General features: G+C 41.0%; 11 protein-coding genes and 1 pseudogene. 5 read left to right on the forward strand and 7 right to left on the reverse strand.

All coding sequences use genetic code 11. From position 1 onward, the window contains the following. Nucleotides 1-247: 247 nt before the first annotated feature. Both FXW07_RS07055 and FXW07_RS07060 read left to right on the forward strand, forming a co-directional pair. Nucleotides 248-637: a hypothetical protein gene (locus tag FXW07_RS07055; RefSeq protein WP_229394832.1), complete on the forward strand. Its 390-nt coding sequence runs from the start codon at nucleotides 248-250 to the stop codon at nucleotides 635-637. 386 nt (nucleotides 638-1,023) lie between these two features. Continuing rightward, entirely contained in the window at nucleotides 1,024-2,073 is a 1,050-nt protein-coding gene (locus FXW07_RS07060; RefSeq protein WP_229394833.1) for a tetratricopeptide repeat protein, read from the forward strand. A gap of 22 nt (nucleotides 2,074-2,095) precedes the next feature. Here FXW07_RS07060 and FXW07_RS07065 read toward each other — a convergent pair whose 3' ends face one another. Continuing rightward, nucleotides 2,096-2,821 carry a DUF434 domain-containing protein gene (locus tag FXW07_RS07065; RefSeq protein WP_229394834.1) on the reverse strand — a complete coding sequence of 242 codons (726 nt, stop codon included), beginning with the start codon at nucleotides 2,819-2,821 and terminating at the stop codon, nucleotides 2,096-2,098. A gap of 198 nt (nucleotides 2,822-3,019) precedes the next feature. Here FXW07_RS07065 and ala point away from each other — a divergent pair, with 198 nt between their 5' ends. Next, the gene (gene ala / locus FXW07_RS07070) at nucleotides 3,020-4,000 is read left to right on the forward strand and encodes an alanine dehydrogenase (protein WP_048118876.1); all 981 of its coding nucleotides are present in this window, start codon (nucleotides 3,020-3,022) and stop codon (nucleotides 3,998-4,000) included. A 1,068-nt stretch (nucleotides 4,001-5,068) separates the two neighbouring features. On the opposite strand, the gene FXW07_RS07075 is transcribed toward ala, so the two are convergent. Then, nucleotides 5,069-6,526: a cobyric acid synthase gene (locus tag FXW07_RS07075; protein ID WP_229394835.1), complete on the reverse strand. Its 1,458-nt coding sequence runs from the start codon at nucleotides 6,524-6,526 to the stop codon at nucleotides 5,069-5,071. Between the two features lie 239 nt (nucleotides 6,527-6,765). Here FXW07_RS07075 and FXW07_RS07080 point away from each other — a divergent pair, with 239 nt between their 5' ends. Further along, nucleotides 6,766-7,065: a transposase gene (locus tag FXW07_RS07080; RefSeq protein WP_255678888.1), complete on the forward strand. Its 300-nt coding sequence runs from the start codon at nucleotides 6,766-6,768 to the stop codon at nucleotides 7,063-7,065. Nucleotides 7,066-7,318: 253 nt separating this feature from the next. Next, complete coding sequence (locus FXW07_RS07085; RefSeq protein ID WP_197078837.1) at nucleotides 7,319-7,540, forward strand: hypothetical protein; 222 nt, start codon at nucleotides 7,319-7,321, stop codon at nucleotides 7,538-7,540. A 497-nt stretch (nucleotides 7,541-8,037) separates the two neighbouring features. Here the strand turns inward: FXW07_RS07085 and FXW07_RS07090 are convergent, their stop codons facing one another. From FXW07_RS07090 to ftsZ, 5 genes and pseudogenes are all read right to left on the reverse strand, one after another. Next, nucleotides 8,038-10,479: a sodium-translocating pyrophosphatase gene (locus tag FXW07_RS07090; RefSeq protein ID WP_229394836.1), complete on the reverse strand. Its 2,442-nt coding sequence runs from the start codon at nucleotides 10,477-10,479 to the stop codon at nucleotides 8,038-8,040. Nucleotides 10,480-11,446: 967 nt separating this feature from the next. Then, nucleotides 11,447-11,851: pseudogene (locus FXW07_RS19510) on the reverse strand (hypothetical protein). Nucleotides 11,852-12,484: 633 nt separating this feature from the next. Continuing rightward, a complete protein-coding gene (locus tag FXW07_RS07100) occupies nucleotides 12,485-12,943 on the reverse strand; it encodes a hypothetical protein (RefSeq protein ID WP_229394838.1) in 459 nt (152 codons plus the stop codon). A 35-nt stretch (nucleotides 12,944-12,978) separates the two neighbouring features. Further along, nucleotides 12,979-14,460, reverse strand: a complete 1,482-nt coding sequence (locus FXW07_RS07105) for a dihydropteroate synthase-like protein (protein ID WP_229394839.1) — start codon at nucleotides 14,458-14,460, stop codon at nucleotides 12,979-12,981. A 126-nt stretch (nucleotides 14,461-14,586) separates the two neighbouring features. After that, complete coding sequence (gene ftsZ / locus FXW07_RS07110; RefSeq protein WP_048118901.1) at nucleotides 14,587-15,765, reverse strand: cell division protein FtsZ; 1,179 nt, start codon at nucleotides 15,763-15,765, stop codon at nucleotides 14,587-14,589. Nucleotides 15,766-17,069 lie beyond the last annotated feature (1,304 nt).

The following is a 17,069-nucleotide window of genomic DNA, read 5'->3' on the forward strand; positions in this document are numbered from 1 at the left end:
AAGTAGCGGAGCGTATCGATTTTAGTCAAGAAATTCAGTGAAACAATTAACGGAGTAAAATAATTCTTTGGCATTCCTGCCAAAGAAATCATTTCTCAAGGATTATTACAGTTTATTTGAGCAGTTAGCAGAGAAAAGTGAAGTTTTAAGGACGGAAAAAATGAGAAATCACTAAATTATGAAACTGAGTCATAAATTACATCTATTTATAAAATTCTTTATTCAGCATATACACGGAGGCAGATTTATGGAACTTGATATCAATGAGCAGGATCCTGAAGATATGGATCTTACAGATGTTGTGCTTGAATACGATGATATTGTATCTGCAATCTCAGTTCTGGAAAAGCGCAGAGAGGAATTAAGAACTCATATCCTCAACACCTTCAAGGAAAAAGAGATCGATGTATTGAGAGTTGGAGATGTGGAACTCAGGCGGCAGAAGGTTGACTGGAAACTCTGGCGCATCAACAGGTTAAAACCCTATCTTACGAAGAAAGGTCTCTGGGACATAGTTGAATCAGTTGACAGGAAAAATCTCAGCAGATTGATAGAAAAAGGAATCCTGACTGAAGAAGAACTTCAGGGTACATATGATGTAGAGACGCGTTACAATTTACGTGTAAAAAGAACCTAACAAATAGGAAGAAGTATTCTGAAGGAGCAGGAACGAATTTTCAGGTGAAGAATCGGGATACTATGCAGTGTACACGTAGGCAGGTTCCGAATGAATGAAATGAAGTAAAATCTAAATGAATAGAGAAGCCTTTAAGTGAAAACCCGAGAAAAGTAATTTTTTTCATTTCTTCTTTTTCATTTTCTTTTTTTCATTTTCTCTTTTCATTTTCTTTTTTCGGTTCTCTATTTCTCTGAATTTCGAATATGGCAGCTTTTTTAATATATTATAAAATTGTTTTTTTAATATTTCATCTGTCGTTTTTTATTCAGATAGGGAGACGGCCAACTATTTATATCCAGCCGAATAAAATCTCTTTAAAGGTAAATTTCAGGAGGTTTTTAGACATGGAGATTGATGCTGTAGACGAGCTGGTGTTTCATGTAATCGAACAGGTTGCAGCTGATGACTGTGACTTCGATAAGGTCGTTGATTTTGTCGTTTCTTTCTCAGATGAGCATTCGCTTTCCCAGGAAATCCTGCTGAAACTTTCATCTATTTTTGAAAAAGATTCAATGTGCCGGGAGAAATATGTAATTATCAGAGCCTGTGCTTTGTTATTCTCAGGAAAAGCCCAGGAAGAAACCCTTATGGAAGCAGGAAAAACAGCTTATTTACTGGGACTTGATGAACTTGCTGTACGGGAATTCAAAGAACTTCTCCAGCAAAACCCCAAAAATGTAGAGGCACTTTGCGGGTATGGGATAGTTCTGGCGAGAGAAGGAAAAAACGATGCTGCACGGGTTCAATACGAAAAGGCTCTGGAAGTCAACCCTTCTCACATAGATACGCTTTGCAATTACGGCTGCCTGCTTTACAGGCTCAAAAAACTGGATGAAGCCGAAGAAGTATATAACCGAGTTTTGATTCTTGACCGAAATAATGTGAGCGCCCACTGTGGATATGGGATTCTACGTTCCAAACGCGGGAAAATGACGGAAGCAAGTTACCACTATACTCGAGCTCTTGAACTTGAGCCTGGTCATGTGGAATCCAATTTTCGCTATGCCCGTCTCCTTGAAGAAAAAGGAGAACCTCTTGATGCCGAGAAACATTACATAGTAGCCCTCAAAGCCAATCCTGATGACCCGCGCCCGCACCTTTTCTATGCCCGTTTGCTTGCAGAACACGGGTTTATTCACGGGGCAAGGGTGCACTTCAGGTGTGCTCTTAAACTGAACCCTGAGGATGTTGAATCTCATTGTGAATATGCCAGCCTGCTTGCCAGATTTGGACACAGGCACGAAGCTGAGGTACAGTACAAAAAAGCTCTTGAGCTTGACCCCGGGCACTTCGGAACCCTTAGAGGGTATGCAGATTTGCTAAAAGAAAAGGGGCAGTATACAGCCGCCGAAGAAATTTACAGGCAGGCCGAATTCTTTAAACGGAGCGCCTGATAAAAGAATGCCTGATAACCGATTAATATAGCCTGATCGGTTCGATTCCCATTTTTTCCATAAGGCAAGCAGGGATATCGAGTATCTCCAGGGCCGAATCGATAATAATCCCATCGGAAGTTGCCAAAACTATCTTTTTTCCAGAATTTCCTCCCTCATTTTTCAGCTCAAAGTCCGCGATTTTTGAGGTTTTTGCCTCGCCTAAAATTCCGTATTCTTTCATTTTGTGGCGAATGAAACCTGCAAGCTCTCCACTTCGGCTAATCTGGGCGTCAAGGAGAAAAACAACTGATTTTGGACCTGTTTCGGAAAGAAACTTTAGGACTGCATTGATGGCTTCTTCGATATCTTCGGCCTGTTTTGCTTTGCTAAAATAGTAGCGTGTATCTCTTATGTACCCGTCATCACAGAACCACATGGGTTCTTTTTTTAGCAGGCTGTCCACACTTAGCAGGACATTATACCCGTCAAGGAGAAGATCCCTATCTTTTATGTCTGTGCATGCTACTTTTTTATTTATTCTGGAAACTATCCTGTCCGGGGGCATGATCACTCTTGTGAGAATGTATCGTTCTTCCAGACTGAGCTGGAAGTGGTCAGCCACAAAGCGGATGGTCGCAAACTTCGGATAGCTCCACCGGAGTATGCTCCGGATATCCCGCGCAGGTTTGAGTAATTTTTCTTTGAGTAATTCCTCTTTCAGACAGGAACCAGAAAGATCGGCTGAACTTACATGCGTATCTCTCATTAATGGTTTTCTCCTTTTGGGAAGGGAGTTCTTTAAATGAGTGAAGATATATGTTATATATACATATTTGCAGAAATAAAAATACTAATGTGATCTCAGGCCATCGGTTTGCCTCTTTGGTTTTTATTTCGGTTCTGTTCAATTTTGTCTTGATTTTCAGCTGTGGGCCAGCTCACGGTTCCAGCTGGAGGGTTTATTATGGAAATATTATGGCTGGCTCAGGAAGAAGTAACAAGTGTTATAGATATGAGTTCTGATATGCAGGTCGTAGAAAGGGCTTTCAGGCAGCATGGGTTGGGCAGAGTTCAGATGCCTCCCAAGTCCTACCTTTACTATACGGCATATAACGGAGACCTGCGGACAATGCCTGCATATCTTGAGGAGGAGAATATTACTGGCGTGAAAATTGTAAATGTCCATCCCGGAAATCCGGATCGTGGGCTTCCCACGGTAATGGCGCTTATTGTCCTCATTTCTCCGGAAACAGGTGCTCCTATGGCAATTATGGACGGAACCTACCTGACTGATATCCGGACAGGAGCTGCAGGAGGAATTGCTGCAAAATACCTTGCAAGAAAGGATTCAAAGGTTATAGGGCTTGTTGGGGCCGGAAATCAGGCAAAGACCCAGTTAAAAGCTCTCTGCGAGGTTTTTGAACCCGAGCTGGTAAGGGTTACTTCCAGGACAAAGGAGAGCTCTGAACAATTTATACGGGAAATGGCAAATATTACTCCCTGTGAAATCCGTTATGAAGAAAACATTAAGAAGGTCTGCGACTGCGATATCCTTGTTACGACCACTCCTTCCAGAAAACCTATCGTAAAGGCCCAGTGGATCAATGAAGGCACTCACATAAACGCAATAGGGGCTGATGCAGTAGGAAAAGAAGAACTTGATCCCGAACTTTTAATCAGGTCCAAGATAATTGTGGATGATATTGTCCAGGCCCTTCACTCCGGAGAAGTAAACGTTCCCCTCTCCAAGCACTATATCTCGGAAAACGATGTTCATGCCGAGCTCGGTGAGGTAATTGTCGGCCTGAAACCAGGCAGGACAAGTGATGAAGAAATTACGATCTTTGATTCAACAGGCCTTGCTATTCAGGACGTTGCAAGCGCACACCTGGTTTATGAGAGGGCTGTCAGTAAAGGGCTCGGGAAGCATGTTCTTATGTTCTAACCTCCCGAGTCCCGTCTCGGGAGGACGGGTCCGTTTCGCTCACTTAGTTCGCTCAAGCGGGGCAATTTCTAGAGATATACACGAATTTTGCTTAGGGAGAACTGTCCAAGTTGCACTTTGGGTCACATAATATAGCCTTTTGAATAAACTGCTTGCCCGCAAGCCTTTTCAAAAAAGGCTTGAGCGAAAACCTGAGAAACGACGTTATCGGTGTGATCACAAGCCTTTTGAAAAAAAGCTTGAGCGAAAAAAAACCAAGCAACGAAGTTATTGGTGTGATCACAAGTCTTTTTAAAAAAGGCTTGAGCGAAAAAACCAAGCAACGACGTTATCTGTGTAATCAACTAGCCCAACGGTTGCAGCCAAACGGTTACGGGTCAACGGTTGCTCTGAAGAGACAATTTTAGGTAAACATTGCTTTCCGTCCGGCAAGTGGACTAATTTTTAGAGTAAAGGTTATTCGCGTCTTTGATATCCTGGTCGCTACAGAGGTTGTAGCGGATCAAAGCCAGAGTTGTTGCGGGTCAGAAGTGATGAATATAAGAAGGGTGGGATTATTTTTTCCCACATTTTATTTCTTTTTCGTGGTTGTAAAGTCCGAATGGGGATTTCCTTACACGATGGTCTGTAGTATAGTTAGTTAGGATCATTGAAAGCTAAAAAAGAAAACAAATAGGTCACAGGTATTCCTTCCTGGTTAGAAGCAAGAGAAGTTTAACATGAATCTTTAAATTCGAAACTATAATAGAACAAATTCACAATGCATAAATAACTAGCAGTAAACCATATATTATTGAGTGGTTTCTGGAGGCCGGTTATACACTCCACGAATACTGTACTTTGTCCCCAAATATTCCAGGTTTTTAGTTCCGACTATTATTAATGTTCTCCTGAACCACTCAATTCTTTTTTTACGGTCAATACTCTTTTTACGCACAATGCCTTTTCTAAAAAAGTTTAATCAGGTGCTCTACCTTGTACACCTGAATATTCTGGTGCCGGCAGTTTTCATATCCTTATTTTTCATATCCTTATTTTTCATATCCTTATTTTTCATATCCTTGTTTTTCAGATACCTATTATTTCGTAGAGTTTTTCCATTTCAAGGTTCTGCTCAACTACATTTGCAAGTTCTTCGTAGGCATCGCTTTCGGTCATGGCGTTTTCAGGGCTGTACTCAAGTCCTTTTTTCTCGTAGAGGTATTGCATAAGAGCGTCTCTTATATTTTTATTGTCGAAGAGTCCATGCAGGTAAGTTCCGATTACCAGGCCTGTCTCATCGATTGCTCCGTCATTTCCGAAGATGTTACGGGAAGAGTCGGTTATGCCCATATGGATTTCATATCCTTTTATTTCCTCTCCGTCTATTGGAGCTAGTATCGGGCCGTAAGCATTCACCTTTTTCGTGACCTGGATTGTCCTCTTTTTGTATTCTCCGAACTTTGTCCCTATGTTCAGAAGTCCCAGGCCTTCGAATTCTGCTTCGACTCCGTTTTCAACTCCGGAATCATAAATTGTTTTTCCGAGCATCTGGTAGCCGCCGCAGACCCCGAAAATTGGGATTTTTCCCTTATATGCCTGGATTTTCTCTGCCATGCCGCTTGCTTTAAGGTCGAGAAGGTCATTAACCGTGTTCTTTGTGCCCGGAATCATGATCGCATCCGGAGTTCCGAGGTCTTCGTCAAGTTCCACATAGCGGATTTTAGCAGATCCTTCCAGGGGCTCGAAGTCCGTAAAGTTCGATATTCTTGGCAGGCGGATGACTGCTATTTCTATTTCTTTTTCGTTTTTCTCGGCTTCTTTATCTTCAAGTGAGACCGAGTCTTCAGAAGGAATGTTAAGCTTAAAATAAGGAAGCACTCCAAGTACCGGAATGCCGGTCTTTTCTTCAAGCTGTTTCAGGCCTGGCTTCAGGATTTCCAGATCGCCTCTGAATTTGTTTATAATAAATCCTTTGACGTTTTTCCGTACATCTTCTGGAAGAAGTGCAATTGTACCGTAGAGGCTTGCAAAAACGCCTCCTCTTTCTATGTCTCCAACAAGGATTATAGGAGCCTGTGTAAGCCTTGCAGTGCCGATATTTACAATATCTCTTTCGTAGAGGTTAATCTCGGCAGCCCCTCCCGCTCCTTCCATGACAATGATATCATGTTCTTTGAAGAGCCTTTCAAGAGCTCCTTCAAGTACTTCATTCATTTCTGCGATGGAATCGTAGTACTGACCTGCGCTCCTGTCGGCGTAAGGTTCTCCCAGCAGGATTATCTGGGAAACGCAGTCTCCTTTGGGTTTTAGAAGAACGGGATTCATATCGGCAGTGGGCTCAGTGCCTGCGGCTTTTGCCTGAATTGCCTGGGCAATGCCGATTTCCTTTCCGTCTTTTGTAATCCAGGAATTCAGGCTCATGTTCTGAGCCTTGAAGGGGGCAACCCTGTATTCTCTTGAAAGGATTCTGCATATGGCAGTCACGACTGAACTTTTCCCAACATGGGAAGCAGTTCCCAGGATCAAGACGCTTTTCTTTTCCATTTTTACCACACCTTCTGCTCGAACGCTTCTTTTTTAAACTTACTTTTATAATTCTTATAAATTGGCTGTTATTTTTCTCCTGAGGATGAAAATCAAGTAAACTTGTTTATTTTAAATATTTCTTTTCTTATACTTCAACTAAAGAATAAATACTTTCGGATTCACCGAAGGTTTTGTTTATCTACTTTAAAAAACTGACCGGATTTCAGGCTTTTACCTTTTTTGGAGCAAGTAAGCACATGACAAAAAACCACAATCTTGGAAAGCACATTCTTGATGCGGTCTGGAGTAAACTTGTAACTTATACTTCCTACAAAGCTGAAAACGCTGGTAGAAAAGTAATACTTGTTAATCCTAAGAATACCTCTCAAATGTGCTCTGTCTGTGTTCAGATAGTCAAAAAAGAACTATCAGAGAGAACTCATAATTGTCCTTTCTGTGGATTATCTATTGACCGTGATCTTAATGCTGCTATAAATCTTCTCAGATTGGGATTACAATCTGGCCGTAAAATCGGAAGATGCCCGTCACTTCAATGATGGGAGTAGTCACCTGATGTTTACATAATAAAGCGTAGCGAACAAGAGTGAACAAAAACCTTGTGCAGGAATTCTCATCAACTGATCACTGTATTATCGTTCTCTGTTAACTTATTAATTCTACTTAATATCTGAAATAAGCTGCAGGAAAAGGCTCCCATAGGGTACATCTATAACATATTTTAATTCCTAATATTTTTTAATTGAATCCCAATACAAATATTTATATTGATTGGCAGATATTTATAATGTAATGGAAAACAGTAGAGAATATCAGCTTTACCTTGAAGCTCTGGACACTGAAAGATCGGCGTGGGGAAGACGAACGGCAGTAAAGCGGCTATGTGATTGTAAAACTGAGGAGTCTCTATACTACCTGAATGAGCTTATAGTTGACAGATATTGCATTGTGCCTGATTGGCTCAAGAAGATCGCAAGAGAGTATTACGTATCTCTATGCCTCGAATTTCTCTGAGATTAATCTTTTATGAATTTGGTTTTTTCGGGGCGTTTTTCGGAAAAACACATATAGGAGAAGTAGTAACTTCAGTAATTCACTAAAAATCCCTTCTCTATGTGTTTCGTTTTTTAACAGGAAAGATATCAGTGCATAAAAGTACCTGATAATTGCGTTTTTAGATGAGGTCTCTGGTTTAACCACAATTCTCATCCTGTATGAAGATTCAATAGCAAAATCTTCTTCTGTAAACTGCACTAACCCCCTGGAGACCATTTGACTTCAAAAACGACAAAATTTAGATCATCACATTCTCATTTTTTTGCATTTAAGCTACTTAACGTCAATCTCACATTCGACCCACTCTTGAAAATGAAACTTATTCATACTGCAAAAAAATTTGAAAATAAGATTTGCTGCTTCGTGAAAGCACTATTCAGGAGAAGCCTCACAACATCTAATGTTGTAAGGCTTGATCCCACTTTACTGATTAGCAGCTAATGTTTCTTCCTTAATTACTCTTTTGTCGGGATTCTCATTCTATAGAATGAACGCCAGACAAAAAACAGACCAATCAACAGGAATATGCCACCTGCATAGGGAGCTATGTTCCGGAAGGACTCGGAAATAGCGATTTCCATGGCTAATAGGCCAAACAGGGTGGTGAACTTGATGATTGGGTTGAGGGCAACTGATGAAGTGTCTTTGAAAGGATCGCCTACAGTATCGCCTACCACAGTAGCTTCATGTAAATCGGTACCTTTCTCCTGAAGGTCCACTTCAACTACCTTTTTAGAATTATCCCAGCACCCACCAGCATTTGCCATAAACACGGCCTGGAACAGTCCAAATACTGCAATGGAAATCAGATATGAAATAAAAAGCGCCACCGAATCATTTCTGGAGACTGGGGCAGAAAGACAGGAAAATGCCAGAGTAAAGGAGAATATGGTGATAAAAATATTGAACATACCCTGCTGTGCATACTGGGTACAGATTTTTACCACTTCTTTTGACTTTTCCGTGGATGCCTTCTGGCTGGCGTTTTCATCAAGCTGAATATTTCTCTTAATATATTCGACTGCCCGGTAAGCTCCGGTAGTTACGGACTGAATTGATGCTCCTGTAAACCAGTAAATTACACAGCCGCCCGCTAATAATCCAAAGATTGTATAGGGATTAAGCAGAGTCAGGATTTCTTCAGGTTGTACACCGAGAACATCTTTAATAACAAGAATCAAGGAGAAGATCATCGTTGTAGCGCCAACCACGGCTGTGCCTATTAAAACCGGTTTGGCTGTGGCCTTAAAGGTATTTCCTGCTCCGTCATTTGCTTCAAGATAATGTTTGGCTGTATCAAAATCAGGTTTGAAGTTGAATTCTTTCTGGATCTGTTCCTTTACTTTAGGAATGGTTTCTATGAGCGATAGCTCGTAAATGGATTGAGCGTTATCAGTCACAGGTCCGTAACTGTCAACTGCGATGGTAACAGGGCCCATGCCCAGCATCCCGAAAGCTACTAGGCCGAATGCGAATATGGAGGGATAAATCATTATCTCGCTCAAGCCGTATCCGCTGGCATAGTAGGCAACGAACATTAGCAAAAAGAAGACCATGCCTATCCAGAATGAACTGAAGTTTCCTGCAACCAGTCCGGAAAGAATGTTAAGAGACGGCCCACCTTCTCGGGAAGCTTTGACAACTTCGGCTACGTGCTTGGAATTTGGGCTGGTAAAGACTTTAGTAAATTCGGGAATTAAAGCCGCTCCCAGGGTACCGCAGCTTATTATTATTGAGAGTACAAGCCAGAGATTCTCCAACTCTACAGGCACTCCGGAACCAGGTCCCAGGATGTAATAGCTTACAGCAAAGGTTCCAATTATAGAAAAAATAGAGGTAATCCATATTAGGCTGGTCAGAGGTTGTTCAAAATCAAAATCGTCTTTGCTACTGAATCTTGCCTGGCTGAGTGCCCTGTTGATGTAGAAAGAAGCTACAGAAGTAATAATCATGAGTATACGCATGACAAAGATCCAGGTAAGCAGGATGCCGGTCAGGTCAGGCTGTACAGCCAGAACTATGAAGGAAACAAGGGCAACTCCGGTCACACCATAAGTTTCGAATCCATCTGCTGTTGGCCCTACGCTGTCACCTGCATTATCTCCAGTACAGTCTGCAATAACGCCTGGATTACGCGGGTCATCTTCCTTTATTCCAAAAACTATTTTCATAAGGTCGGAGCCGATGTCGGCGATTTTGGTGAATATCCCGCCTGCAATACGTAAGGCGCTGGCTCCCAGAGATTCTCCGATTGCAAAGCCTATAAAGCTTGAGCCGGCTAATTCTCTGGGAACAAACAGCAGTATAATTAACATCATTATCAGCTCAACGCAGACCAGAAGCACACCTATGCTCATCCCAGCGTCGAGAGCGATGTTTAATAGTTTCAGGGGTTTTTTCTCCAGGGAGACAAATGCGGTTCTGCTGTTAGCCAGGGTATTCATACGAATTCCATACCAGGCGACCGTGTAAGAACCCAGTATCCCTAAAATGGTCCAGGCCATGATAAGCAGTACTCCGCTCAGAGGCATTTTCTGAAGGAAGCCAAAGTAAAAGGCTATACATAAGCCGATGAAAACAAATAATATACACAGCAGTTTACCCTGCTGGATAAGATAAGTTTTACAGGTCTCGTAAATCGTGTCGGCCACATCCAGCATTGACTGATGGGCCCTGATTTTTTTTACCTTCGTAAACTGGTAAAGACCAAACAGCATACCTAATACACAGACTACGATACCCCAGAGCAGCAAATTGTTTTGCTCCTGGCTTAAATTCGGAATTTTAAGATTCGCCTCACTGGCAGCTGCTATTGCCGGTGTTAGCGACATTATGGCCAGGCTAAAAAGGCTTTCTAGTGTTGCCTTGACCACCTTATTTTTGGTTATAATCTCCATTTAGCCGATCACTTCTCTCATCACATTTTTGACAGATAAATTGGTTAAAGGTTAATCTCAATGAAAGTGTAAGCAATTATCTTTATGATTTTGTGCAGTTTGTGGGGAGTTAAGGTCTTTTAAATGCGTTGAACCTATATAACTGCCATTCTCCGGTATACCTTAAAATCCAGAATATTATTTATATCCTGGAAGATGAATTAGGCTAGACTTTCCGGCTTTTTTTTGGTTTGTGTATTATAAGTCAGGGTGCGTATGTCTGCACTACTACGATGCACCTCATAACAAAGCCTTTAAAAATAAGCCTTAAGTCTATTATTTGATGTGCATTATTACTGATGCGCCTCATAATGAAATTACCCCAATCGAAAGGGCAGTACAGGGCGATTCATGACGTACTCCTTGTCGCAAAGAGTATGCTTATGCACATCACAGAAATTATAGTAGTGATAGGTAGTCATGATCAGCAAAGTCAGCTCTAAAACTAACTTATAAACGTTCATGAGTCCTGAATCTATCATTTAATCCGGCTCGCGGTTTTCTGATAATAAATTGTAACGTAAATTGAATTTTGAATTGTTAAAGCCTGATTTTGACAAAAGCGTAATCAGTTGCTTTTATATAAGTATTTTTACCTTTGTCTGAGCAATAACTTTGGAATTATTTTTTTACAGTAAGTTGTTTCTTTATCAATAATATAATGTTTCCAATCTAAGGATCCAAACAAGACGCAAATATATAGCATGTTGCCTGGACAATATAAAGAAGTGGAACTGTGGCAATAGGAGTTTGCTGGGAGATAAACCCTGAGTATTCTACAATTTAAAGGGTTCGTTCCACGTTTTTTCAGTTATGTCCCGATCTATGTTTTTTCAGTTAAGTTGCTACATATATAAAGATATCGACAAATCTCTGGTAAAAAAAAGCAGTTCTATTTGTAAATTGCATTTTTTAAATATTTATATACCTAGTCAACAAGGTAATAAGTTTCCGAGTTCCTATACAAAACTGCAAAAACAAAATTTTTTACCAGGTCATTAGACTGATCGTATTTGAGCAACCTGACTGAAGTGAGAATTCCCCTGCCTGCACATCCTACACCTGGTTCAGGCCCTCAGGATTCCACACATTTTATGTTGCCAAAAACCGGCTGCATGACAGTCTCAAGGTGAACTCCTTCATCTCCTTCACTTTTCAGAGTATCGCAAAGGTCTTCTGGTTTAAGCCACCAGCAGCCCTCTGGTGGAATCTGCTTTCGGACCACGTCTACAAGTAATATTTTGTTGCTAATGGTTGCAAGGACCGCAGTCAGATTTTGCGTGGTCGTACATATTCCAATTTTACCTTTTCTATAGATTGCTATCTGTCTCATCTTTTTACCTTGGTTCTTATTTTCCCTATCAGAATACTCGGAGACCGGTATCCGTTGTACTATTTTATATTATATATAGATTTCCAATACTTGAAATTTATATTATTGGTTCGTCGTCATTCTCTATGGATAATAATATTTTCAATTCAAGACCGCGCTGGATTTTATGAGAATATTATGAGGATAATCCATACAAGGCAACGAAGAGCCATATGAGTTTATAACCACTTTCCATTTATATGCCAAAAGAAAACCGTTGTACTACGTGCCCATTTTAAACAATATATTGATAAAAAACTCACATGATATTCTTTGAATGACATGCACAAAGAAATGAAAGTACCTGAAAACGCTTTCATGCCAAACGAACATGATATTCTTTGAATAACATGCACAAAGAAATGAAAGTACCTGAAAACACTTTCATGACAAATAAAAATGCTACTTCTAAAGCTAGTTCCAAAACTCAACCTTGCCTCTCCAAAAATAATATTCGGAATAATCAAACAAACTTTGGACTTTGAAAATTAAAAATAAGAAGCATGAGAGAGTTCAAAGGACAAAAACTGCTATCCATATTTTTCCGGCCAAACCAGAAAATAGACAGACCAAAGTTAAACAGGTCAGGAGAGGTCAGTTAACTCCCCTGACCTGCAGTAGCTGAAACTCTATCTCATCCGGGACTGTAGCTAAGAATATAAACGTATTGTACCCGAGTTTTTGAACTTCTTTAATTGCATTTGCCTGAGATTCATTCAAGTCCCTTGTATCGCTTACTATGCAGAAAGACTTCCGGTTTCCTGTATTTACAAGGAAATTAAAGGCATTTCCATGAGTGTTCAGAAAAGCAACAAGATTTTTAAGTTCTTCCCAGGTGCTGCACATGTGAATGTACTTGGATCCCATATTTTCCACGTACCAGTCCTTGCTGACGTATGAGTAGGAGGCATACTGTTCATTCAGCTCATCAAAAGCTTTGAGGATTTTATTAATATCCTTCCTCAAGTTAACCCATTTCCAGCTCTGTGTTGTGAAATAGCGGGCTGCCACTATCTCAAAAATTGCCTGTTTATCTTCATCTTCGAGTCTCATTCTTTCACTTCTTTGTTTTGTCTGTGTTTTTGCACTCAGAACGCGTCGTCCTGGGCATAACTTCTATTAAACTGCAGGGAAAGTTCGGCTTTCTCCAGTTCCCTTCCCAGATATGCGGCATGGTCCAGACGGGAGACAAGTTCCAGTTCAAGTAGCGTATCCATAATTTCCCTGGCATTTTTTCCCACGACTGAAGCTTTCTCGTGTTCGGCTACAATCAATCCGCCGTTTCCACTCGTCCTGTCCGGTACTGTACGGATGCGGATAGGACCTGCGGAATCTACACGCCAGCCTTTCGAAAGCCTGGCTTGAATTGCATTTTCCGGAAGCGGAAAATCCGGACGCCTGCGTTTTTCTTTAATGCAGAGGAGATCAAGCCCGAGGTCTTTTGGTGAGCTTTCTCTTATACCGGAAAGCAGCATCATCTCGGAAGCCCTTTTCAATTCCATAATTGAACCCTGCGCCTTGTCACTGAACTCGGGGGTGAAAAGAATGCTTGCTCCTACTTCTAATCCAATTCCACATAGTGTGGCATTGACTCCTATGGTATCCACATCCATAAGCTCAGTGACATTACCAGCCCCAAAGAACACGGGGACCTCAGGGTATATCCTGTGAAATTCATGAAAACGTACAATGGATTCGGTGATATTGTGACCCACAGGATCAAGCACAGGATCGGCTATAATTTTTTCAATTCCAAGCCTGCGGGCAGCTTCAACATTCCTGATGAGGCTTTCCAGACTTCTGTCCTCATCCGGAATTATAACAGCTGCAATCCCTGCCCTGGCAACGGTCGGACCTGCAGTTTCAAGATTCGTGCTGTTGAGACTCAGGACAAGGTCTACCCCTGCTTCTACTCCTTCTCTTATCAGTTCAGGGTCAAGGGTATCTATGCTTACTGGAGTCTCTGTAATGGTTTTTGCAAGGGATACGGCTCTTTTAGCCTGCTCTGGCAGGGTATTAAGGGTAGCCCCAAGGTCGATTATATCTGCTCCCCGGGCGATAAAAGCTTCGATTTTTGTCTGGAGGGTAGCAGCGTCCATTTCCAGAGCCCCTACAATTTCTCCCATAACCTTCATGCGAGCCTTTCCTCCGAGTTTTACATCTCTGAGTGTAAAGGGGGCGGAGGCTTCTGCTTCGTTTTTCTTTATTAACTCAAGAGCCATCTCTTTTCTAACATCAGCAAGGAGCTCACATGCAGGGACTTTTTCGGAAAACTCGATTTTTCCGGCAAAGGAAAGCACAAATCCAAGGTCATAGGCGTGCTTTGGCCCAAGCCGGATTTTACACCCCAGTTCTTCAGAAGCTTTTGAAAAATCTCCTGCCACAAGTCCTGGAAGCAGAATAAGGTCATAAACTTTCGAAAACCTAGCTTCCTGAAACGTGTTAATTAGTTTTCGAGGGGTGATGAAGGCAGCAATATCAATGTCGGCTACGAGGATATCTGCTTTTTCCCCGATTGCTTTCCTGACGGTATTTTCCGCAAGCCGCCCTGTTGCAATCAAAATATTCATGTTTTTTAGATAGAAGCGCTAATAAAAAAGAGTATCTGTTTGAAACGCATCGATAAAAAAAGTATAAGGGAATGAAAAGCCCGAAGTATTCAGCTTTGATAATCCGGGCTTTTACCTGAGCTTGATTTAATTTATAAAATCAATGATTGACTCGTCATGTTTCTTTCTAAAAGACCCTGCAGAATTCTTTAATCGGTCTGCTGTCATTCTTCCGAATCTTCTTTCCTGCATAGGATCAGCTTCGGCTCTGGACTCCAGAATTCCGCCTGCTGCCTGAGGGCCCAGGATCTGTGCAGACTGCACACCTGTCATAATGGCCATTACCCTGACCTTGCCTTCATAATCTTCTCTAATCCTTGCGCCCCATATAACATTTGCACTTGGGGAGAGTTCATAGGTGAGCATGGATGCAATTTCCTCAGCTTCCTTGAGGCTCAGGTCAGGCCCGCCGGTTACATGGACAAGACTTCCGGTTGCGCCCTTGTAGTCAACATCAAGCAGGGGATGATTTAGGGCAGTCCGCACAACTTCAGTGCTCTTGTCCTGGTTTTTTGACTCCCCTACAAGCATAACTGCAACCCCGCCGCAGCTCATGATAGTCCTTATGTCGGCGTAGTCAAGGTTTATCAGAGAGGGCACTGTGATGGTCTCTGTAATTCCCTTTACGGTTTCGGCAATTAGCTGGTCCATTACGGAAAAAGCCTGATCTATAGGAAGGTTTGGCACGTAATTAAGCAGCCTGTTATTATCAAGGACAATTACGGTATCAGCTGCCCTGCGCAGATCTTCAAGGCCTTCTTCGGCTTTGTAAATCCGAGCTCTTTCAACTCTGAAGGGACTGGAGACCATTCCTACAACGATTGCCCCCTGCTCTTTTGCTACTTCGGCAACTACAGGTGCAACTCCTGTACCGGTACCTCCGCCTAACCCTGCAGTGATGAAAACCAGGTCAACGTCCTTTAGCACTTCTTCAAGTGTGCCCCTTGCAAGTTCTGCAGCTTTCTTTCCTGTCTCGGGGTAACCACCTGCTCCCAGCCCCCGCGTGAGAGTTTTTCCCACCAGGATTTTCTTGTCAGCTCTTACATTGTCAAGGTGCTGCTTATCGGTATTTATACAGACCGTTTCCGCACCTTCGATTCCCATATTATAAAGACGGTTTACAGTGTTGTTTCCGGCGCCCCCGCATCCGACAATCATGATTCGCGGTTGCCCGAATTCTTCAAAATCTTCATCAGAGGAAGAATTCTTTCGATATTCTTTCTCTTTTTCGCTGAATTTCATTGCTTCCTGTACTATTGACTGCAATTCTATCCCCTCGACCGGATTTGTGTCTTATTGTTACATTTGACTCCCCACCCTTTACATCGGGGGTCACATATCTTTTCAATACTCTGAGTGGAGTTATGCGATAACCTTCAGAACCTATCAAAGATTTTCATCCGTTATCTTTAATAAGTTGGCACTCTGCCGAACTTAAATGTTTCGGACTTATTTAAATGATACTTTTAAATTGTTTATTAAGTTTAAATATGTCACCCATAACTCTAATATACTCACTCTTTTACTTCCTTTAGTACTTAATTCTCAAAGATGAAGGGTGAGGAACTACCAAAATGTTTATATACGTAAGCATAAACTTTTATTGAAAGTTTCATTTTTCTCAGCAAAGCTCTTCTGATTATCCAAGTCAGGGCAATTTTTATATTTTCTTTTATTTATTCTTTTGATGCCATGCTTGACTTCAGAGGCTGACACTGTAGTCCTGACATTCGTTTTGATAAAACTTTCTATCAGAGTCTTGCAATTAAATCAGACTGTTTATATTATTACTTTTAACTAGAATTCCCCTCTTAAAAACTGTTTCGGTATTGTTCTGGGATTTAGAGTCTCTTACTTAATTTTTTGAATTAATGTTTTTAAATTAATGTTTTTAAATTAATATAAATGTTTCCATATTTATAATTCACAGGAAACAAGCTTCAGATTCTCTCCTTAATTTTGTTTGCTTAGAAAGCTTCAAATTAATTTCTTCAGTGTGCACGTTTTGGAAATTGCCGATAAGAAGGCACATTAAAAAGTAATAAAGTGACAAAATCATAAAAAATACCAAATCACTAAGAAAAGTCAATAACATGTTAAACGCACATGATATTCTTCGAATAACCGGCACAACGAAATGAAATTACTTTTCACCTTACCCTTCTTTGACTGTTGATCTCGTCATTAGAAATTCTTTGAATTAAATTTATAAGATATTTAAATTCACGATAAACTTGTAAATTCATGGAAAAGGTGTTAGAATATATAAAAAACACTTAAAATCTTTGATATGTGGGTTGAAATCATGGTGAATCACCCCTAAGCTAAAGACTCAGGAATTTTACGCTTCGTCATATAAACCTTATAAATTTATACAAAAATTATATAATTCATGACACGGGTTTATAAATATAAAAATGATTTAAATCTACGGTTCTGCCGGAGATTTTCCGGGAAAACTTTAAAGCCTCAAAGCCATCTTTATCTTAGTCTTCAAGGGTCTCAGTTACCTTGTATCTCAGTTACCTTGTATCTCAGTTACCTTGTATCTCAGTTACCTTGTATCTCAG

The sequence above is a fragment of the Methanosarcina sp. DH1 genome (assembly GCF_020804205.1).
GTDB classification, from domain to species: Archaea; Halobacteriota; Methanosarcinia; order Methanosarcinales; family Methanosarcinaceae; genus Methanosarcina; species Methanosarcina vacuolata.